Source organism: Rickettsia senegalensis (assembly GCF_056135685.1).
Genome location: NZ_JBVYTQ010000001.1, coordinates 886,437 through 906,687 on the forward strand (window position 1 = coordinate 886,437; position 20,251 = coordinate 906,687).

A 20,251-nucleotide genomic window follows, 5' to 3' on the forward strand; every position below is an offset into this window, starting at 1 on the left:
TTTTATACTCTAAGCGCTATATTGACTTTTTTTAATCTCCACGCAACAACGCTGTAGCGAAGTGCTTTATTGCATGGCTTGTATCATGTCATTCCTACGAAAGCAGGAATGACATGATACAACAACACCTATAATTCTAAATAAGCTTCTATTGCCAAAATTAATATTTCATCTTTTTTAGCATCTAACTCTTGAGTTAATTCTTCGTAAATTTGCCTATCTGATAGAGAAGTAAATTTTTTAAATAGCTGCACTAATTTTAAAGAAGGGATAATACGAAAAGCATCTTTTAATATTTTGGTCTTTTTATTAACATTAAGCTTATCATTTAAATTAAAGTAAAATTCTAGTAATTCATCGTTATAAAAATTTAAATCTATAGCTGTTTCCAAATAATCTATAGCATTAGCTGCATTATTACTTTCTACTTCTTGCTTTGCTGCTAATAAATAATACTCAGCAATTTTCGGCATAGACTCATGTTTATGAAATTTTGCGAGTTTATTTGTTATAAAAATAAATTTCGTCCATAGAGAAAGTCTAGCATAACAACGCATTAAAGTAATTAAATTGTCACTATCAAGTTCATTGAAATTATAAGCCTTTGTTGCGTAATTTTCTGCTTTCTCATACAAGGATTTATCATAATAAAGTTTTGCTAGGTTTTTGCTACTGAAAAAAGCGAATTCTTTAGATGCAATAAGTTTTTCAAAATAGAAAATTTTTCTATCTACATCCTCTTCAGTTACGGCTAAGATTAAATTATGGAATTCTTGTGAATCTTTTAGATCTTCAGAAGATAAATTTTTGCGAACAATAGAAGCAGATTTAGCTTTATTACTCATAATATATTCGGCAAAAGCTAAAATTAAAGTATATTTATCATGATTAACTTTTCGTTTATTAAAAATATTATGTATTTTAGACGGTAAATCGATAATTAATATTAGAAATCTAATGACAATAAAACAAGAAATTAGTAATAATAACCCTAAAATAAGACTAAAGAACAAAGTAGTCTCAATATTATAATCGTATAAACTAATAAAAACTTTTGAATCAAAGCTCTCTATTAAAGTAAACCCGAAATAAAGTAGTAAAAAAGTAGTGCATATTAATAATAACCTAAACATCTTTATTTACACACTCCTGCATAAATTTTTCTGAATAAAGAAAATCGATTAGATAGTTTAATTTCTCTAAAATTAGAGTTTTATCTTGTTCTTTTATTATCATAGAAGAAGGTTTTTTCTCAATTTTGATAAATTTCTCCAGCCACTTATGGTTGGTAGGAAAAATTACTTCTGTACTACTTGATTTCGAGAAAAGATAATTATTATTATATGCTTCTAGGCTAGTTAAAATATTCTTTATATCTCGAGGCAGCAGGCGGAATTTTACTATTCTTAACTCCTTACTATAGTCTTTATCCTGCATGAAATTATATACTAATAGATTTACATTTAATAAGTAATTAATATAATCCACTGAATATTGTTTAATAGGAGCTTCTACATTATTATCCCGTAGCTTGACCGAGGAATCCGGTTCCGGTGCTTCAGGGAACTTTAAAGAACTTACGTAATTTAAAAGCGACTTAGTAGATAATAGAGAGGCTGCTTCCTTTTCTTCTACGGTATTTTCTTTATTTTCTACTGCTTGATCAGGAATTTGACTTAAATCTTTATTTTCACTTTTAAACAGTTTTAAAATATCGGCTCTATTATGATAAAAAGTAAAAGAAGATAAGACAAATATTACTATTGCTATAAAAAAGATATTTTTGCTTTTAAATAAACTATCAAATTTTTGCATTTTCGGATAATAACTTGATTATATCGTTAGGATTTCGATCATCACAATAAACCACATTTTTTATAAAAGGTCTAACTATATTTGCAACTTTCAAACTTATAGCTACAACTAAACTATCTTGTAAATATTCTAGTAAATTATTTTGAAGTAATAATCTTAAAAAAGTTTTAGCACTATTCTGAGAATAAAGTAAAATAAAGTCAATAGACATCTTCCCAAACTCCGCTTCCAGAGGTAATTTATACGTCGATCCGGTACTCGCATCCTCACGTACTTCTATGTACGCTGCGGTGCTGCGTCCCGTGTCTCCTTTAAATTCCTCTCTATAAGCTGGTTTGGAAAGATGTCTAATATTGCTTTTAAATTCTTTTATAACAGATAACGGCAGCTCGTTCAAATATTCTACATTATAAATGATATGTCTAGCTATTTTATTAGGCAAATCTTTAGTAATTTCATTTGAAGATAAATATATAGTCTGCTCATATAAATCAGGAGGAAAATGCTTAATCAAATCTTCCGCGTTTTTAGCAGTATAAATTACTTTCTTGCCTAATAATCGTTTTGACTTACTACCTACTACCCAAATATCTTGTTTTAAGTTATGACCGGCTAAGATATTTGCTGCGTATTTACTAGTGATTATTATATTTAAGTAATTATCTAAAATATCAATATTAAAATCTAGAATTTCATATTTAATTAAAGGACAATGAATATAACGTAAATCTAAATTATATTTACTTATTTCTTTTATAGTTTCATTATTTTCTTCAATATTTCTAGTTAATAAAACCGATTTCATACAATATTTGTACCCCAATATAAAAAGCAACTGCCCAAATAATAATAGCAGCTATTTTATTAATTATGGTTAAAATCGTGCTACTTTTATTTAGCTTTCTGATATTATAACCTGCAACTGCTAAAGAAAAAAACCATATCCAAGATATAAATATACAAGTTAAGGTAAACATAATTTTTGCAATACCGTTATACTTTAAAGCACTAGTACCTATTACTATAATCGTATCCATAATAGCATGAGGATTTAATATTGACACCGATATAGTAAATAAAATTTGTTTTTTAGCTGAAAAAGCCCCGGAATTCATTGTAAGATCAATAGGCGGCTGTTTCCAAGTATTATATCCCATATAAATTAAAAAAATAAATCCAACAATAAATATAGATAATTTTAACCAAGAAATTTCAAGAATTAATAAAGATACCCCAAGAACTGCCATACATATAAGAATAGTATCACATATTGAGGCTGCAATTATGCTAGGTAAAGCTTTACTAAACTTTGGCTGTTTTGCTCCTTGATTAAATATAAAAATATTCTGTACTCCGAGCGGCACTATTAAACCAAGAGCTAAAACAATACCATGTAAAAAAGCACCTAATATATCATTCATTATTGTAATTTAGTTTTTATCTTTAATAATATTAACAAAGAGGGGATAGTTATAATAGTAGTAAATAAAAAGAAATTTTGCCAACCGAAATTTACTACCATATAGCCTGAAATTATAGGAAAAATTGAGCGTGAAATTCCCATCATCGACGAAAGAAAAGAATATTGAGTAGCTCGAAATTTACCTTGGCATAGCGAAGAAATAAAAGCTATATAAGCAGTCATCGTCATACCACCAGTAATACTTTCTATTCCTATCGTGATAAATAATAATAAAGAATTTTTACCGTTTATTTCAAGAACAATAAACAAAATATGTCCTAAAGCATGAATAATCCCAAATAAAAATATATTATTTAATATATTTTTATGTTTCATAATAAAGCCACCAAGTAGTCCGCCGATTATAGCTCCTACAACACCCCAAAACTTCCCAACACTTGCTATCTCAAAAGCATCATACTCAAGATGAAGCAAAAACGGATTAATCATAACATTGATTAAGTTATCCGGTAATCTATATAATACTAGGAAAATTAATATATGGATAATGAAATATGCGAGGCTGATGCCATTCCCGCGGAAGCGGGAATCCAGAAAGATCTTTAAGAAATTAGAATAATAACGTTTTATAAAAAATTCATTATTTGGATTCCCGCTTCCGCGGGAATGACATATTCTTTCTTCAACGAGACCAAAAGAATTAGTATATCTAGCAGCTACAATCAATAAAATTAAATAAATAAATACTAAGCCGGCAAAGATTTTATATATTTCATTAAATGTAAAATAAATAGATAAATAAATAGCTCCGGAACCAGCTAAAAGCATACCGACCCGATAACCGAATATATATATTCCTGAAGTAAACCCAAGCGATTCTTTAGGTACTATTTCCGTTCTTAAAGCACTTAATATAGTATCTTGGGCTGCACTAAAAAAAGAAATAATTAAAGCCGTAAAGGTAAATAATACTAGATTAGTACGAGGATCTAGAAAGCTGAAAATATATATAAGAAATATTAACGCAGTACTAGTTAAGCAAATCCAAGATAATCTATGACCGAATATTTTGTTTAAATATTTAATTTGCACTGCATCAAAAATCGGTGCTAACAAGAAATTAATAGAGTAGGGAAGCGTTATGAATGATAATATACCGATTGTTTGCAGTGCCATATCCTCTTTAGCAAGCCAATAATTTAAAGTATTACCGGTAATCATTAGATTAAAACCGCTAATAAGTCCAAACAACCAAATAATAAGTAAATGAGAGTTATTTAACATGAATTTTATATATGTATTAATTTTATGATGTGGGTCTTATTGCATGATTCGACCTACTCGATGTCATTCCCGCGTAGGCAGGAATCCAAAAAAAATAACTTCAATAAGTTTTTATAGATTTTACTGGATTCCCGCCTACGCGGGAATGACATAAAATGAGCCATATAACAAAGCTTATGATGTGCGACCACGATAATTGTTGTGACACTGCCACAACAATTTCTTGATAAGGATATAATTTAGAAAATTTAACCATACGCGAAAGGTTAGCAAAATCAAAACCATTACCATATAGTAGGGTTAACCTTTTAGCCATTTGAGATAATATTTGCTCTCCATATTCAGCCCGTTATTGTTTAGAATTTCTTGATTAATAAGAGAACCAATATGCCAATATAACATTACTAAAGTACTATTAGTGTAACTTGCTACCTGCGATTTAGCTGATTTAATTTGATAAATTATATTACTATAATGGACTGAGAAATCAAGACAAAAAATAATCAAATTCGTTTCCTATTTTTATTATATTGTTAAGCAGCTAATTGATAATAATTTTGCGTATAATTCAGATAAACATCCATAGGTTTTTTGTAACCAATACCCGAATGAAATCTTTGATAATTATACTTATACAGATAATTATCAATACCTATCCTCAGTTCTTTAATATTTTTAAAATCATTAATAAATATACAGTTATATTTTATAGTCCTAAAAAATCTCTCTATTACGATATTATCAATACTTCGACCTTTTCCATTCATTGAGATTTGAATATTATTATCTTTTAGTATCTGTATATGGTCATGACTAGTATATTGACTACCCTGATCACTATTAAATATCTTTGGAGCATTATATTTATTAAGGGCATCCTTCAAGACATCAGTAACAAGAGTTGCATCCATAGAATTGGATAATTTATAACTTAATATAGCTTTGCTATGCCAGTCTATAATAGCCGCCATATACATAAAGCCATCATGAGTTCTAATGTAAGTAATGTCACCACTCCAAACCTCATTGACATTAGGTACATGTACTGTTTTTGTTGTTCTAGATTTAGTCCAATATTGATCAAGTAAATAACTGTATACTTTATGCTCATTATCCTTTACAGAAGTAGACTTTCTCTTATGAGGATAAATGGCTTCTATTCCCATCATCCTCATATATTTTAATACTCGATCTCTGCCAATTGAAAAACCATCCTCTAATAACTGATGATAAATATAACGATAACCAAATTCGGGATTATCTGTATATATTTCATCTATTCTATTTAAGATACTTAATTTATCTACACTAAGCGGTTTAACTTTATAATATGTTGTAGAGCGACTAATATCTAGCAACTCACATTGTCTTGTCTTTGGTAGTTGATCTAGCTTGGACTGGACAAGACTCTTTCTATTTGATAAGTCCAAGCTTTTTAGCTTTCCCACAGCCCAGTCCCTCTCCACCGTAGCTTTCCCAAGAGCTTTAGCTAGTTCATCATTTTGTTCTTTGAGATCACTAATTTGTTCTTGATATTCACTCAAAACTTTAGCTGGCTCAAAAGCTAGAGCTGCATTAGCAACAAACTGCTTTTTCCAATTCTGAATTGTCTTGGAGCTTATCTCATATTTTGATGCTAATTGACTTAAGGTAGCATCCTCTTTTATTAATTCTAATACTACCTTAGTCTTTTCTTCACTACTGAAAATCCTAACCTTATTTTTCTTCATCTTTCCTCCTAAGTTTTACCTATTTATTGTAACTTATTTCGGAAACTTGAGTACTATTTTTTCTGTCCAGTTTTCTCAGTCCATTATATAGTTTAATCTCTCTTAATATACCGGAACTTACTGCTAGATGTTTATATAGGCTTAGCTTAATTCACTTACTAGGCAGGTCATCTTTTAATGAAAAAACCATACAAACTGATTATAAGCTTGCCATAGAAGAAATACAAAATGTAATTAAGTTAACCGGTATAAGGCAAAAATAACATACTAGATATAGCATTAACTATTAATGATAAGTTTGCTATTCATGCCGGTACAGTAATAGCCTCTAGTTTACTAAATAGCGATTTAGATAGTTTCTATAGATTTCATATTGTTATGGATTCTAATGACCCTGTTAGTCAAGAATCAATGGAAAAACTAGCTTCCATGAAATATATCAGAGATTATTCTATAGATTTTATTACTTTTCCTGAAAATATATTAAATCAAGCTTTAAAAGATAAGAAAATAAAATTTACGTATAATTGGCCTAGTCTAGTAATGTATAGGTTATATTTTGATCAAATCTTTCCTCATCTAGACTCTATATTATATCTTGATGCGGATATTGTAGTGTTGCATGATTTGAATTCTCTTAAAAAAATAGATATGAGTAATTATATTGCCGCAGGTAGCATAGATACAGGTATTACATATTGTAATCACAAATTGATAAAAGAATGTAAAAGAAATATGGATCATTCTTACAAAAATAGCGGGATAGTATTTTTAAACTTAAAAAATATGCGAGAAAAACAAACTGAATCTGCGATATTAGAAACTATAAAAAGATCAGAATGTGACTTTTCGCTTCCTGATCAAGATGTGTTAAATATAGCTTTTCATGATTACATTTATCCTTTGTCGATGAGATGGAACTTTTTGACATATTTTGAGGATCAAGGCCCTTATTTTTCTTGCTTCATTTTACACTATGCAGGACCTAAGCCATGGACTACCGATAAGCATGAACTATGGAAGACAAATCAGGACAAATTAGATAAAATCACAAAATATTACTGGCGATATAGAGAAATAACACCTTGGAGTAATATAAATTAATTATTTTAATTGACTTTAGCACTTAAGAGATTTAAAAGTTAACTTTAATATGTAAGGTTACAATAAAAATGTTACCGCCTAAAATTTTCTTTGAAAAAGTTAAAGAAATAATTTGGCCTATAGAAAGGAAAGAATTAAAGCTATTTATACCTATGGCTTTAATGATGTTATGTATCCTTTTTAATTTTGGGGCTTTAAGATCTATCAAAGATAGTTTAGTAGTACCCTCTATGGGGGCCGAAATTATTAGTTTCTTAAAATTATGGTTAGTATTACCCTCGTGCGTAATTTTTACCGTACTTTATGTTAAGCTTAGTAATAAATTAAATTTTGAATATATTTTCTACATTATAGTCGGCAGTTTTTTACTATTTTTCTTATTATTTGCCTATATTATTTATCCCAATCAAGATATTTATCATCCTAACGATGAAATGATAAATAATTTAATTGCTTCATACCCTAATTTTAAATGGTTCATTAAAATAGGTAGTAAATGGAGTTATGCACTGATGTATATTTTCTCAGAATTATGGAGTGCAGTAGTCATAAACTTAATGTTTTGGCAGTTTGCCAATCACATTTTTGATACTTCTAAAGCTAAAAGATTCTATCCAGTTCTTGGAATGGTCGGTAATATAGGTCTTATAATAGCAGGCAGCGTACTTGTCTTTTTCTCAAGCGGGCAGGATGTCATTGATTCAGAATTATTACTGGATTCTTTTAATTTATCTGCCGGAAATGCTATAATGCTTCAGCCAATCATGTCAATTATTGTTGCTGCAGGAATAGTTGCTATGTTTCTATTTAGAATAATAAATAGATTTATTTTAACGGATTCCATAAATGTTTTAGATACAAAAAAAGTTACGACTAAAACGAAAACAAAACTTTCGGTAATTGAAAGTATCAAATTAGTAATTCACTCAAAATATATAGGTCGTATTGCTTTACTAATAATTTGTTATGGATTATTAATAAATATAGTCGAAGGACCTTGGAAAGCAAAAATAAAAGAATTACATCCAAACACTATAGACTATGTTAACTTTATGGGCAGGTTTAATATTTGGATGGGGATATCATGCGTTACTTTCATGGTAATAGGCAGCAACATCCTTAGAAGGCTCGGTTGGCTCAGTTCTGCATTATTAACTCCTATTATGTTGTCTATTACCGGCTTGATGTTTTTTATCTTTATAATTTTTATTGAAGAAATAGGAGCGTGTTTCGGCGATTTTAATCTTCTATATGCAGCGATTATCGTTGGAGCTATTCAGAACATACTTAGTAAATCGTCCAAATACTCATTATTCGATTCAACAAAAGAAATGGCGTATATCCCTTTATCTTTAGAGCTTAGAACTAAGGGAAAAGCTGCTGTAGAGGTAATAGGTACTAAATTCGGTAAATCGCTTGGAGCATTTATACAGTCTTTGATATTTATTATTATTCCGACTGCTACCTTTGATTCTATTATAATATATTTATTAGTAATTTTTATAGTTATGATGAGTTTATGGATTTGGAACGTTATAAAACTAAATAAGGAATATATAGAGCTGTGTAAGTAGATTGGGTTTTAAATACTTTTTATTATATTAGTTGCTAAATTGTACCAATTATGGTACATTATTATAATGCTTAATACATCAAAAACTCTCACTGTAAAATTTTACCGTGCTATAACTAAAAAAGAACCGGTACGCGATTGGTTACTTGAATTAGACCCTAAAGATTGTAAAATCATTGGTACAGACATTAAAGTCATAGAATATTTTTGGCCAATTGGAATGCCTGCATGCAAATCTTTAGGTAAAGGAATGTATGAAGTAAGATCAAATTTAACAGATGGCAAAATAGGAAGAGTATTTTTTGTGTAGCAGTTAATAAAATGATTCTATTGCATGGGTTTTTAAAAAAATCTCAAAAAACTCCTGATAAAGAATTAGACTTAGAATTTAAAAGAAAAAAGAGGTAGAATTATGAATAAACTTAATCAAAAGTATATTGGTTCTAATTTTGATGATTTTCTTAATGAAATAGGAATATTAGAAGAGGTAACAGCAGTAGCTCATAAGCGTATTATTGCACAGCAAATAAAACAGATTATGGAACAAAAACACATAACAAAATCAGAAATGGCTGAAAAAATGAAAACAAGTAGATCGGCTGTAAATAGACTTCTAAACCCTAACAACCCTAATGTTACTATTGATACTCTTGATCGTGCCGCTATTGCTCTAGGAATGAAATTAAATATTTCTTTAATTTGATTTCTTATTTAAATTAAAAGAAATGAAAAAAATTCTTAAAATAATATTATTTATAACTATCTTTACTATACTCGCATATAGTGGGCTATGGTTTACTATTATGTTCTCTTTATCACACTCTATAAATCAAAAATATGCCGGTACCAACCTTAATATAGAAGAGACTGATAATAATCCTAATCAACAATATCTTATTAAATTTTCTAAAGTTCAGCCATATGGTTTTCCTTTTAAATTAGGTATTTCGGTAATTAATTGGCAAGAAGAGAGTATTAATAGAGTAATTGAATTTACCTCACCGATAAATATCGGTTATGATTTACTTAAACAGAAATTATTTATAAATTTTTCCGGAGAAGCATTCGGAAAATTTAAGCCGGTTCAAAGAGGCTTTGGAGTAAGGTTTTATAATGAGAACTGTATATTATCAACAAAAATACCGTTAAATTTTAAATTATTTGAAATAGTACGATCAAAAAAAGATTTATTTGAAGTTATAAATTTAATAGAAAATATTAAATTTACTTCCGGTAAAACAGAAATTTTTGACTTAGTCGATAATCAAAAATTATATGAAGAAGCTCATACTATACTTACTATGTTATTTGACAAAAGTAAGTATTATATAAGTAAACAGGATTTCCTTGATAATATACCGCAAAAATTAGAAATTTATTATGAAACCGAAATAGTAAAAAGTAACCTTGAAGATAGAATAATACCTGCCGGCTTATTATTATATAGACCCGCTTGGAATAATAATTTCAAATTTTCCGGTAATTTCTTGATTAGTACTAGTAGTTTGCATTTTAAAGATATTGCTAAAGATTTAACAATTGAAGTTACTAATGCAAAAATAAATAGTAATAACTTTGAAAATAATATTAATTTATTATATAAAGGTAAGTTAAACGATTTCGGCAATAATAATATTGATCTTTTAATAGATTCGCAATTTAAGCTAAAACCTGGTTTTATAATAGGTTCATTAGAATTTATAAAGAAATATTACGATAGGCAAACCTATCTGTTTAAACTCACCGATAATAATCTATATAAAGATTTGAATAATGAACTAAGCTATATTTTAAATAATAATAAACAATATAATTTTAGTATTTTTGAAGATAGGCGATATAATTTTAATTTAAATATTAATTTAGTTACTGAATTAAATAAATTAACTAGAGCACAGATAAATGCTTTAAGTCTATATTCAAACGCATCGGGATTTAATATAACAAATGAAACTATAGTAAATACTCTTAAAGATTCTTACAGTAAAGGTACGATAGTAATTAATGATTACTCTAAAATAATAGATGTTTTAAGTCTATATGTATATGGGGTAGGTGATTTTAAAAACTTATCCAAAGAGAGCAAAGAAGTATATGGAGATGCTCTAAAATCATTTTTAAAAACTATATCCGATCACCCGAACTCATCTAATTTAATTGACGCTAGCATTGAGTATGAGTTTGATTTATCCGATTTAAACAAAGCTAAAATAGGTAATATAGATGATATAAATAAACTTATACCTTTATATTATTTATCTTTATACCAAGCAGCAGTAAAAAAAGTGAAACTCGGTGAAAATGTAAAAGAAAAAATTATGGAGTTAATTCCGAGTGTTAATCAAAAAATATTAGAGGAATGTATAATTAATGAACCTCGTTAGTCGTCATAAGCTAAACGGTCGAAGACCGCGTGGCAATATCGTGAAAATAGTACAAAATTTCTGAGATTGCCACGTCGAGACTTCGCCTCTCCTCGCAATGACAGAAAAATTTAAAAAAATACCATGAATATTATAGTAAAAATACAGCAAGATTTAAAAGATGAAGTAACTAAGTTAAACGATTTAATCATTAGCTGTTTAAAAAGTGATGAAGAATTAATAGAAATAGTAGGTAAATATTTGCTAGAGGCGGGGGGTAAAAGAATTCGTCCACTTTTAACTATAATAACCGCTAAAATGTCTGATTATAAAGGCGATAATCATATAAAGCTCGCAAGTGCCGTTGAATTCATGCATACCGCCACATTGCTTCATGATGATGTCGTAGATGACAGCACTTTAAGAAGATTCAAACCTACCGCTAACGTTATTTGGGGAAGTAAAACAAGTATTTTAGTGGGTGATTTCCTCTTTAGCCAGTCTTTTAAGTTAATGGTCGCTTCCGGCTCTATTAAAGCTATGAATGTTCTAGCTAAAGCTTCAGCAATTATTTCCGAAGGGGAGGTAGTACAGCTAGTTAAGCTAAATGAACGACGCATTATAACTATCGAAGAATATCAGCAAATAGTTAAATCTAAAACCGCCGAACTATTTGGAGCTTCTTGTGAAGTTGGAGCTATTATAGCAGAACAGGTAGACCATATTTCTAAAGATATGCGGGACTTTGGGCAATTACTCGGAACGATATTTCAGGTTATAGATGATCTACTTGATTATTTGGGTAATGATAAACAGGTAGGCAAAAATATCGGCGATGATTTCTTAGAAGGAAAAGTTACATTACCGCTGATTTTTTTATATAATAAGCTAGAGCAAGATAAGCAGCTCTGGCTTGAAAATATAATTAAATGCGATAAGCGTACTAATGATGAGTTTATTAAAGTACGTGATTTGATGATTGAACATGAAATTCATAATGAAACAGTTAGTTATTTGAGTAACTTAGAAAATGAAGCAAATAAGTTATTAAATAAAATTCCGGTTCAGAATGGTTATAAAGATTATTTGTTTTCGATTATTAGATTTATTTTGGACCGTTCTTATTAATTATTGTTTTTTCCGTCATTGCGAGAAGAATTACGTAGTAATTCGACGAAGCAATCCAGTAAAAATGCTGATTTACAGAATTTTTTTAATCTTTTTCTGGATTGCCACGTCGCTTCGCTCCTCGCAATGACGACTGGGAGTCCACGCAAGCAAGCCTTTCTCGCAAGGCGTTGTTGCGTGGAGATTAAAAAAAGTCAATATAGCGCTTAGAGTATAAAAATAATTAAATTTTATATAATTCTAAAAGCTATATTGAGCTGTAGAAGTCAAGATTTAATCTTACAGACATTATAAAAATTATATCTGAATGTCTGATAAGTTATGACTGTCAGATGAGTATTCAAGATATAAGATTTCGTTATTCTTTTCAACAGCTAACTTTTTACTATCCATAAAAGTCTGCATAGGTGTTTTTCCATAGCAATATTTACCGGAATGCGGTCTTTCATTATTATAATATTCTAGCCAAATATCAAGATCTAGTTGTAGATCATCAAGATCAGTATAGATCTTTTTACGCATAGCAGTATCAAAGAATTCTTGTTTCATAGTTTTATTAAAACGTTCACACATACCATTTGTTTGAGGAGAATATGCTTTAGTAGTAGTATGCTCAATACCCTCAATGCTTAAGAACAATTCAAAAGCATGATGTTCTATATTACCTTTATACTCACCACCTCTATCAGTTAAAATACGAAGTACTGGTATTTGCTGACTCTCATACCATGGTAACACTCTATCATTAAGCATGTCAGCAGCGGTAAGTGCTGTTTTATCAGTATATAGTTTAGCCTCTGCAACCCGAGTGTAACTATCAATAAACACTTGAGAATATACCTTGCCTATGCCTTTAAAATTACCTACATAATATGTGTCTTGGCATCCTAGATAACCTGGATGCTGTGTATCAATCTCACCATGAGCTTCTTTCTCGCTACGCCGTTTCTCTAATACTTGTAACTGAGCTTCGGTAAGAACAATACCATCCTGAGCCATTTTGGCTTCTAATGCTTTAAGTCTTTTATTGATATTATTTAAATCATTACGTAGCCAAATAGGTCTAACTCCTCCAGGTGATACAAGAATACCAGTCTTTTTAAGCTCATTTGATACTCGCAGCTGACCATAAGCGGGGTATTCTATTGCCATATCTAATACTGCTCTCTCTACGGCAGGATCAACTCTATTCGCTATAATTGGCTTCTTCCGACTAATCTCATATAATGCTTCTTCTCCTCCTGTTTCATATAACTCTTTAAACCTATAATAACTGTCTCTACTGTAACCCATAGCTTTACATGCTGACGATATACTACCAAGACTCCTAGCTAATTCTAGTAATCCTATTTTTGGCTTTATTATTTTTTGATTTAGATTCATCTCTAATCCTCCATTTAATATTATCTTAATTTTACTAAATGTAAGATTAAATCTCAACTATTACATATAATTCTAAAAGCTATATTGAGCTTTCCCAAGGGCAATCATTTCATTTAATATATTTATCTTAGTAATTACTTCGTTTTTTCTTCCTTTCTCTGTTTTTTGTTGTAAGTTAAAGCCAAACGTTCGCTTCAACCTAAACATAAACGATTCAACCCTTGACCTTTGATGATAGCCGCTATTAATTTTCCATGCTTTTAAACCTTCATCAAAATTTTTATATTCTCTAATTCCTTTTATTACTTTATCTCTGTAAGCTAAATGTTCTTTCTCTACCTTGCTTTTATTCTTTAATTCATCTTGTGACTTAGATGTTCGTGCTGGGGGCATTAAATCTTGTGCTCCCCAATCATATATTATCTTTCTAAACTCCTGCGTATCATAAGCTCCATCTGCTATAACGGTTTTAGCTTTGCCTGTTATCTCTTTGCTCATATCACCAACAACTTCACAGTCGTTTGTGTTACTATCCGTATAGGCTACAGATAGTACTTCCATACTATCTAAATCGACTGCTACATGTATCTTCTTCCACTGTTCTCTCTTACGATATAATCCATCCTTACCGTTATAATCCATCCTTACCGTATTTCCTTTGATGCCACCCACTGGTGCTATATACATTTACTCCGGTACTATCAAATACTATCTCTTTCCCTGAACCTTTCTCTTGTACTCCAATATTTTTTACTCGTAACTTTAGCTTACTAGCGATTCTTGATGCATGGGCATAATCCGGTATTCTTAAATCCTTACCCGCAAATATTTTGCTAAACATTCCTTCTGCAAATCCGCTTGTTGCTCGCCATGGCAATCTTAATAACAGCTTAATTGTTAGCAAATATTCATACATCTTGCTATTATATCTTCTCGCTCCTCCTTGCCTCTGTTCCCCTCCATAATATAACTCTTTTAAATATTCTTCACAAAATGTGAAAATTATTGTTCCTCTTTTCTTTAAACTTCTGTTATATTCTTTCCAGTTGCAAACTTTTTGTAGCTTTGACATACACACTTGTGGTTAAGTTTTTTGTCGATTTACTACTTTTCTTAGTTCGCAGCTACTTTTTTTATATCTACGCAACAAGGTCTTGCAGGAATGACGATGAGGTATTCACACAACAACGTTTGCTTAACTTATGACGGCTTGATATCCACCCAACACTCTCTTAGCTTCCTCAGAACTTCCTGTATATATTATATTCTTATACCCTAGTTTGATTGCAGTAAATAAAGCAGGATGGTCATCGCCTACATCTACAATAAGATCTACAACTTTTTCCGGGAATTCTTTACTTAAAGTTTTAAGCATATGATCAATTACTAGCATACCGTAATATTTTACGCTTCCGTTTGGAGTGCTTAAGGCAAATTTTCCTTTTTCAGAAGATAAAAAATTTCGTGCTTCTTCCAAATTTCTTACCTCATAAACTAGAGTATTTTTATATTTTTTTTCATTTAATTAGCTCTTTTAGGTCTTTCAAATGAGAAACGGAAGATATAAAGTCATAAGTTAAATTCTCAAGCTTAGAACAAATAATTCTATTAAATCCAAGCTTTACGGCTTCTTTTATTCTTGTTTCTGCTTTTGCAGTTTTTCTTATCTCACCCGATAAGCTTATTTCGCCGAAAAAAACGCTTTGTTCAGGAACCGGTTCTCCTGTTGCGGCAGATATTAAGCTCGCTGCTACTGCGAGGTCCGAAGCAGGATCGGCAATTTTAAGCCCTCCAGCGATGCTTAAATATACTTCATAATTAGCAAGATTAAGTCCTATCCTACTACTAAGCACGGCAAGTATCATTGATAACCTATTCGCATCCCAGCCCACCGCAGAGCGTCTAGGAGTTACCATATTTGAAGGTACTATGAGGGCTTGTACTTCCATAAGTAACGGTCTTGAGCCTTCAATTCCTGCAAAAATAGACGTACCTATAACGTTCTGTTCTCGCTTCATCAAAAATAATTCTGATGGATTAGTGACTTCAATAAGTCCGCTACCGCTCATCTCAAATACTCCTATTTCACCCACACCACCAAAACGATTTTTATATGAGCGTAAAATACGGAAATGATTATTATGATCTCCTTCAAAATATAGCACAGTATCAACTAAATGCTCAAGTATCTTAGGACCAGCTAATTGTCCGTCTTTAGTTACATGACAGCTTAATAAAATAATTATATTATTTTGTTTAGAATAATTAACAAGTTCATTTGCACATGTACGGATTTGAGAAACAGTGCCTGGAGGTGAGGATAATTCTTTTGTGGTAATTGTTTGAATAGAATCGATCACTACTAAATCGATATTATTCTTATTTGCTTCTATACTCGCAATAATATCTTCTAAATTAGTAGCTGCTAAAATATTGGTATTGCTATTGACAATACTTAGCCTAATAGCTCTTAATTTTATTTGATCTAATGATTCTTCGCCAGTTATATACAGACAATTCATCTTTGAAGTAAAGTTACTTGCTGCTAGTTGTAATAGTAAAGTAGATTTACCTATACCTGGATCACCACCTATTAATATAGCTGAGCCAAGCACTAAACCACCGCCAAGTACTCTATTTAATTCGCCTATAGGGGTAGGGATGCGCAACTGTTCTGTTACATCACTTGAAAGCTTATCAAAATCCTGTCTGCTACCTGTTTTAACAATCGCTTTATTTGTGCTTACGATCTCTTCAACAATACTACCCCATACACCGCAATCAAAGCATTGCCCCGACCATTTAGGACTAATATTTCCACAGTTAGAGCATGTATAATGTTTTTTGTCTTTGGTCATGTTTTACTTTCTAGTGATGATGAGTAATATGGCAGTGTCATTGCGAGTGACTAAAAAGAGCGTGATAATCTCAGGACTTTGGCACGAGATTGCTTCGTCAAAACTTAGAGTTTTTTCTCACAATGACATTTCCTTAAAACCAACAGCTTACTCTTACCATATAGTTTTTCGCGTATAATTTCAATATTTTCTTCTAAAGCATAGTCATCTAATTTAGCCATCTCAATTACTATGATAGTGCCGTCTTTAAGCCAATTATTATTTATAAGCAATTTCATTATTTTAGGTACTATATCTTTATGATAAGGGGGATCAATAAATACAAGATCAAAAACCTTATTAGCTTTCGGTAGATTTAAGGCATTAAGATTAACGAAATTAACTCTATTTTCAATGTTTAGAGATTTAGCGAATCCTTCGGCTATTTTTAATGAGGATGTATCAATATCAATTAAGGTAACAAAACCTGCTCCTCTTGATAAGCTTTCAAAAGCAAGACTTCCGCTACCAGCGAATAAATCGAGTATATGAGTATTTTCGTTAAATAATTTATTACCGATAAACTCAGCAGAGGTTAATATACTAAATATTGCCTCTTTGAGCTTACCGGTGGAAGGACGATATTTGATATTTTTAGCGGTAGGTATAATTTGATTTCTATATTTACCGGATATTATTTTTAACACTTATTTAGTTATATGCTTCTTTTGTTGAATTTGTTTTTTTTCATCTTTTATTTTTTCGACAAATCCTTTGCCTTTAGTGTTAAGCTTAAATTTTGTTACAAATTTACCAGGCTCTGTTTGTTGTTTTTCTACAGTTTTATCTTTCTTTTCTTTTATTTCTACTTTTGGCGTTCCCTGGTTTAAATTATTTTGTACTTGTTTTAAAATATCTTGTTTTTTAGCTTTATCAATATTATTATTTACATTATTTAAATTTTCTTCTCTTTCCTTAGATTTTTCTGTTTCAGCTTCTTGTTTTGCTTGTTGTTTTTCTGTTACTAATTCATCAATATTTTCAGGAGGTGGTGAGATATATTTATCTATACTGCTAGTCAAATTTTCAAATGATTTCTGAAGATTGCGTAAAGGTTTTTGAGTAAGTTTATAAGTTCCGGTAGCGACTAGACCTCCAGCTAAAATACCTGCTCCTAGAATAACAGCTTTAGTAGCAAGGGCTGTGCCGGTGACCAATAATACAGGCATCGCTACAAAAGGTGCAGCTACTACGGCAAGACCTGCTACTACGGCAAGCCCTACTAAAAATTTCTTACTTGCTAAAAAATTTGTTACGCTGCTAATTCCTGATGTAGTAGTTTTAGCAATTTTTGTACAAAACTGTCCTACTCCGGTTTTCAGAAACCAACCGCTTTTTTCTCTTGCATGAATTTTATCTTGTAATTTAGCATGTTCGTTAACATTGACAGATGTTTTTTTACCATCTTTATCTTGGTGATCTAAATTCCCTTTAGCCTCACCTTTAGTATCATGCATCTTTGTAGCATCGTTGATTTTTGCTTTATCAAAATCTGCTCCTTCTTTATTAATTCCAGCTAGATTTGCTGCTTTTAGATTTGCTGCTTTTAGATTTGCTTCTTTAAGTATAGCCTCGGCTGCTTCTACTGCTTGCATATCGGCATCTTCAAGCACCGCTTTAGTGAAATCAGCTTTAGTAAGATCGGCACGCTGCATAATTGCTTTCTTAAAGTTAGCTTCCTTAGCATTAATATTTTTAGCAATAGCATCAGAAATATTTAATCCTTCAGCTTCTGCTTTTTCTAAAGTAGCATTACTTAACTTAGCAAATTGTGCAGTTGCATTAGTAAGCGTAGCGTTTGTAAGATCGGCATATTCAAGATTTGCTTTATCAAGCTTTGCTTTTGTTAAATCAGCGTTCTTAAGTTTAACACGCTGCATTATAGCTTCTCTTAAGTCAGCTTCTTTTAAAGATAGTATATTTTCAAATTCAGCATCGCTAAAATAGGCATTCCTTGCAGTTATGCCTTGCATGTTACATTGCTCTTTGAATTTTGCTTCTAACGCATGTGCATTATTCATAAAAGCATTTTCAAGAACAGTAGAAACGATATTTGCTTGATCTAGAAGTGCGTTATTTAAAACTACCCCCTGCATTTGAACTCTTTTCATATCTGCATAAGCAAGTGATATACCGGTAAGATTAGAGTTTTTCCATTCTGAATCTTTAATAATTAACTTTTCAGCATCGGCATTAACCATCATAACAGCATTAAATTTGCTATTTGTTACCTCTGCTTCAGATAAATCTACTTTAGACATGTAAGCTCTCGACATATCACTATTTTCAATTTTACTCTTTTTAAGATCAGCAAAAAGAAATCCCGCGTTACGAGCGTTAACATTTTGAAAAACGACATTTTGTAAATTAGCTCCTTCAAAATTAGCAAAATCTAAATTACAATTTGAGATATTAACATTTTCTAAATTAGCTGCAACAAATAATGTATTTTTCAGGTTAAGATTAGTAAGAGTTCTACCAGATAAATTAATTTCTGAAAGATCAGGAACTATATTTAAATCTTCTGAAAGATTTTTTTGCTTTCTAACAAATTCGGTAAGAGATAATTTTGTATCAGAGTGTTTTGCTGCTTCAGCTAAATATAGATCAAATTCAGCAGAAGTTAATTTTATATATTCTTTCGGCATCTCTAGTTCTTTGGCAGTTGAACCTATAACATATGAAGGGTCTAGTTTAACTTGTATTTCTTCATCTTTTAGCTGCTCAAAAATATCTGCAAGACCATTACCGCAGAACATTCTAAGATTAGCTAAAGCATATACTTCAGTTTCTAGTTTATTTACTTCATGCTGTAAGTTATTGATTTTTACTAGTTCATTGTGTCGATTTTGAGCAATAGTTTCGGCGCTATTCCAAAAAGCATTTAAAAAATTGGTAGCAATCCCAGGATTATCTAAATTTTGTTCTAAATCTTTTAACCCTTCTTGCTTAGTTTTTAGTTCTTTGGATTTAACTTCCCATAAAGTTTTTTCGTCTTCAGTAGCTAGAATATATTTCTTTTTGTTTGTAATTTCATCTATAACTATTTCTTTTATACGTTCTTTTTCTAAATCTTTATCTATATATTTATTTATTCTTTCAAGATCTGAAAAAGACAGTTTGATATCTCGTATTTTATCTTTTAGATTAGGGATTTTATAGTTATCATAATCATAATCTTTATAATTAAAGTCTGCGTAATGAAGATTTGCTCCTCTAAAGTCGGTACCGATAAATGTACAATCATTAAATTTTACATTTGTTAAATCTGAATCGCATAATATGGTATTTGTTAAGTCACAATTATTAAATACGGCATCTGTTAGTATTGTACCTTGGAAATTAGCATTGGTTAAATCTGCGTTAATTTCCATATTTTCTAAACTAGTGATGATAATTTTATCATTATCTTCAGCAAAATATTTATTTTTGATAAAATCATTTAGTGAGACACTAGGGTTATCTTTTATATAACCAAGATAATCGCTTAAGTCTTTTTCTTCACATTTATATATATTAAGATTTGTCATATGTTTTCTATATGATTAGTT

The 20,251-nt window shown here is 30.5% G+C and carries 16 protein-coding genes and 5 pseudogenes; 6 read left to right on the plus strand and 15 right to left on the minus strand.

Translation table 11 applies throughout. From position 1 onward, the window contains the following. Window positions 1-128: 128 nt before the first annotated feature. The 8 genes and pseudogenes from AC0ODJ_RS04805 to AC0ODJ_RS04840 form a co-directional block, all read right to left on the minus strand. Window positions 129-1,133, minus strand: coding sequence for a tetratricopeptide repeat protein (locus AC0ODJ_RS04805; RefSeq protein ID WP_218460309.1), 1,005 nt, complete (start codon window positions 1,131-1,133; stop codon window positions 129-131). Continuing rightward, window positions 1,126-1,491 (minus strand): annotated as a pseudogene (locus AC0ODJ_RS04810) (hypothetical protein); the annotation flags it as partial. The pseudogene AC0ODJ_RS04810 and the gene AC0ODJ_RS04805, both read right to left, overlap by 8 nt. A gap of 63 nt (window positions 1,492-1,554) precedes the next feature. Beyond that, window positions 1,555-1,815 (minus strand): annotated as a pseudogene (locus tag AC0ODJ_RS04815) (hypothetical protein); the annotation flags it as partial. After that, the gene (locus AC0ODJ_RS04820) at window positions 1,802-2,620 is read right to left on the minus strand and encodes a palindromic element RPE1 domain-containing protein (protein WP_218460311.1); all 819 of its coding nucleotides are present in this window, start codon (window positions 2,618-2,620) and stop codon (window positions 1,802-1,804) included. The pseudogene AC0ODJ_RS04815 and the gene AC0ODJ_RS04820, both read right to left, overlap by 14 nt. Beyond that, window positions 2,598-3,239 carry a LysE/ArgO family amino acid transporter gene (locus tag AC0ODJ_RS04825; RefSeq protein WP_474465748.1) on the minus strand — a complete coding sequence of 214 codons (642 nt, stop codon included), beginning with the start codon at window positions 3,237-3,239 and terminating at the stop codon, window positions 2,598-2,600. The genes AC0ODJ_RS04820 and AC0ODJ_RS04825 overlap by 23 nt, the downstream gene beginning before the upstream one ends. Beyond that, entirely contained in the window at window positions 3,236-4,522 is a 1,287-nt protein-coding gene (locus AC0ODJ_RS04830; RefSeq protein ID WP_218460312.1) for an AmpG family muropeptide MFS transporter, read from the minus strand. The genes AC0ODJ_RS04825 and AC0ODJ_RS04830 overlap by 4 nt, the downstream gene beginning before the upstream one ends. 100 nt (window positions 4,523-4,622) lie before the next feature. Further along, the gene (locus tag AC0ODJ_RS04835) at window positions 4,623-4,838 is read right to left on the minus strand and encodes a DUF1016 N-terminal domain-containing protein (RefSeq protein WP_256621215.1); all 216 of its coding nucleotides are present in this window, start codon (window positions 4,836-4,838) and stop codon (window positions 4,623-4,625) included. A gap of 217 nt (window positions 4,839-5,055) precedes the next feature. Further along, window positions 5,056-6,252, minus strand: a complete 1,197-nt coding sequence (locus tag AC0ODJ_RS04840) for an IS3 family transposase (protein ID WP_474464651.1) — start codon at window positions 6,250-6,252, stop codon at window positions 5,056-5,058. 83 nt (window positions 6,253-6,335) lie between these two features. Here AC0ODJ_RS04840 and AC0ODJ_RS04845 point away from each other — a divergent pair. The 6 genes and pseudogenes from AC0ODJ_RS04845 to AC0ODJ_RS04870 form a co-directional block, all read left to right on the plus strand. Further along, a pseudogene (locus AC0ODJ_RS04845) lies at window positions 6,336-7,356 on the plus strand (glycosyltransferase family 8 protein); the annotation flags it as partial. Window positions 7,357-7,424: 68 nt separating this feature from the next. After that, window positions 7,425-8,930, plus strand: coding sequence for a nucleotide exchange transporter Tlc3 (tlc3, locus tag AC0ODJ_RS04850; protein ID WP_218460210.1), 1,506 nt, complete (start codon window positions 7,425-7,427; stop codon window positions 8,928-8,930). Window positions 8,931-8,996: 66 nt separating this feature from the next. Beyond that, a pseudogene (locus AC0ODJ_RS04855) lies at window positions 8,997-9,337 on the plus strand (type II toxin-antitoxin system RelE/ParE family toxin). A 4-nt stretch (window positions 9,338-9,341) separates the two neighbouring features. Then, window positions 9,342-9,632 (plus strand): helix-turn-helix domain-containing protein, encoded by a 291-nt coding sequence (locus AC0ODJ_RS04860; RefSeq protein WP_218460211.1) that lies wholly within the window; start codon window positions 9,342-9,344, stop codon window positions 9,630-9,632. A gap of 22 nt (window positions 9,633-9,654) precedes the next feature. Further along, window positions 9,655-11,313: a hypothetical protein gene (locus tag AC0ODJ_RS04865; protein WP_218460212.1), complete on the plus strand. Its 1,659-nt coding sequence runs from the start codon at window positions 9,655-9,657 to the stop codon at window positions 11,311-11,313. 123 nt (window positions 11,314-11,436) lie between these two features. Beyond that, the gene (locus tag AC0ODJ_RS04870; protein ID WP_474465144.1) at window positions 11,437-12,420 is read left to right on the plus strand and encodes a polyprenyl synthetase family protein; all 984 of its coding nucleotides are present in this window, start codon (window positions 11,437-11,439) and stop codon (window positions 12,418-12,420) included. 297 nt (window positions 12,421-12,717) lie between these two features. Here AC0ODJ_RS04870 and AC0ODJ_RS04875 read toward each other — a convergent pair whose 3' ends face one another. The 7 genes and pseudogenes from AC0ODJ_RS04875 to AC0ODJ_RS04905 all read right to left on the minus strand — a co-directional run bounded on the left by AC0ODJ_RS04875 (window position 12,718) and on the right by AC0ODJ_RS04905 (window position 20,230). Continuing rightward, entirely contained in the window at window positions 12,718-13,803 is a 1,086-nt protein-coding gene (locus tag AC0ODJ_RS04875; protein WP_474465632.1) for an IS481 family transposase, read from the minus strand. Window positions 13,804-13,875: 72 nt separating this feature from the next. Beyond that, window positions 13,876-14,445 carry a transposase gene (locus AC0ODJ_RS04880; RefSeq protein ID WP_474464679.1) on the minus strand — a complete coding sequence of 190 codons (570 nt, stop codon included), beginning with the start codon at window positions 14,443-14,445 and terminating at the stop codon, window positions 13,876-13,878. Next, window positions 14,435-14,875, minus strand: a complete 441-nt coding sequence (locus AC0ODJ_RS04885) for a transposase (protein ID WP_121843865.1) — start codon at window positions 14,873-14,875, stop codon at window positions 14,435-14,437. Before AC0ODJ_RS04885 ends, AC0ODJ_RS04880 begins: the two co-directional genes overlap by 11 nt. 123 nt (window positions 14,876-14,998) lie before the next feature. Beyond that, window positions 14,999-15,280 carry a hypothetical protein gene (locus tag AC0ODJ_RS04890; RefSeq protein WP_218460687.1) on the minus strand — a complete coding sequence of 94 codons (282 nt, stop codon included), beginning with the start codon at window positions 15,278-15,280 and terminating at the stop codon, window positions 14,999-15,001. A gap of 40 nt (window positions 15,281-15,320) precedes the next feature. Next, window positions 15,321-16,661 (minus strand): DNA repair protein RadA, encoded by a 1,341-nt coding sequence (gene radA / locus AC0ODJ_RS04895; protein ID WP_474465147.1) that lies wholly within the window; start codon window positions 16,659-16,661, stop codon window positions 15,321-15,323. Between the two features lie 104 nt (window positions 16,662-16,765). Continuing rightward, a complete protein-coding gene (gene rsmD / locus AC0ODJ_RS04900) occupies window positions 16,766-17,347 on the minus strand; it encodes a 16S rRNA (guanine(966)-N(2))-methyltransferase RsmD (protein WP_218460689.1) in 582 nt (193 codons plus the stop codon). A 4-nt stretch (window positions 17,348-17,351) separates the two neighbouring features. Further along, window positions 17,352-20,230 (minus strand): annotated as a pseudogene (locus AC0ODJ_RS04905) (pentapeptide repeat-containing protein). Window positions 20,231-20,251 lie beyond the last annotated feature (21 nt).

Excerpts from the sequence above, each read along its gene's own strand:
- AC0ODJ_RS04805 (WP_218460309.1), bottom strand. The coding sequence starts at position 1,133 with ATGTTTAGGTTATTATTAATATGCACTACTTTTTTACTACTTTATTTC.
- AC0ODJ_RS04820 (WP_218460311.1), bottom strand. The coding sequence starts at position 2,620 with ATGAAATCGGTTTTATTAACTAGAAATATTGAAGAAAATAATGAAACT.
- AC0ODJ_RS04830 (WP_218460312.1), bottom strand. The coding sequence starts at position 4,522 with ATGTTAAATAACTCTCATTTACTTATTATTTGGTTGTTTGGACTTATT.
- AC0ODJ_RS04835 (WP_256621215.1), bottom strand. The coding sequence starts at position 4,838 with ATGGCTAAAAGGTTAACCCTACTATATGGTAATGGTTTTGATTTTGCT.
- AC0ODJ_RS04840 (WP_474464651.1), bottom strand. The coding sequence starts at position 6,252 with ATGAAGAAAAATAAGGTTAGGATTTTCAGTAGTGAAGAAAAGACTAAG.
- tlc3 (WP_218460210.1), top strand. The coding sequence starts at position 7,425 with ATGTTACCGCCTAAAATTTTCTTTGAAAAAGTTAAAGAAATAATTTGG.
- AC0ODJ_RS04860 (WP_218460211.1), top strand. The coding sequence starts at position 9,342 with ATGAATAAACTTAATCAAAAGTATATTGGTTCTAATTTTGATGATTTT.
- AC0ODJ_RS04865 (WP_218460212.1), top strand. The coding sequence starts at position 9,655 with ATGAAAAAAATTCTTAAAATAATATTATTTATAACTATCTTTACTATA.
- AC0ODJ_RS04870 (WP_474465144.1), top strand. The coding sequence starts at position 11,437 with ATGAATATTATAGTAAAAATACAGCAAGATTTAAAAGATGAAGTAACT.
- AC0ODJ_RS04875 (WP_474465632.1), bottom strand. The coding sequence starts at position 13,803 with ATGAATCTAAATCAAAAAATAATAAAGCCAAAAATAGGATTACTAGAA.
- AC0ODJ_RS04880 (WP_474464679.1), bottom strand. The coding sequence starts at position 14,445 with ATGGATTATAACGGTAAGGATGGATTATATCGTAAGAGAGAACAGTGG.
- AC0ODJ_RS04885 (WP_121843865.1), bottom strand. The coding sequence starts at position 14,875 with ATGTCAAAGCTACAAAAAGTTTGCAACTGGAAAGAATATAACAGAAGT.
- radA (WP_474465147.1), bottom strand. The coding sequence starts at position 16,661 with ATGACCAAAGACAAAAAACATTATACATGCTCTAACTGTGGAAATATT.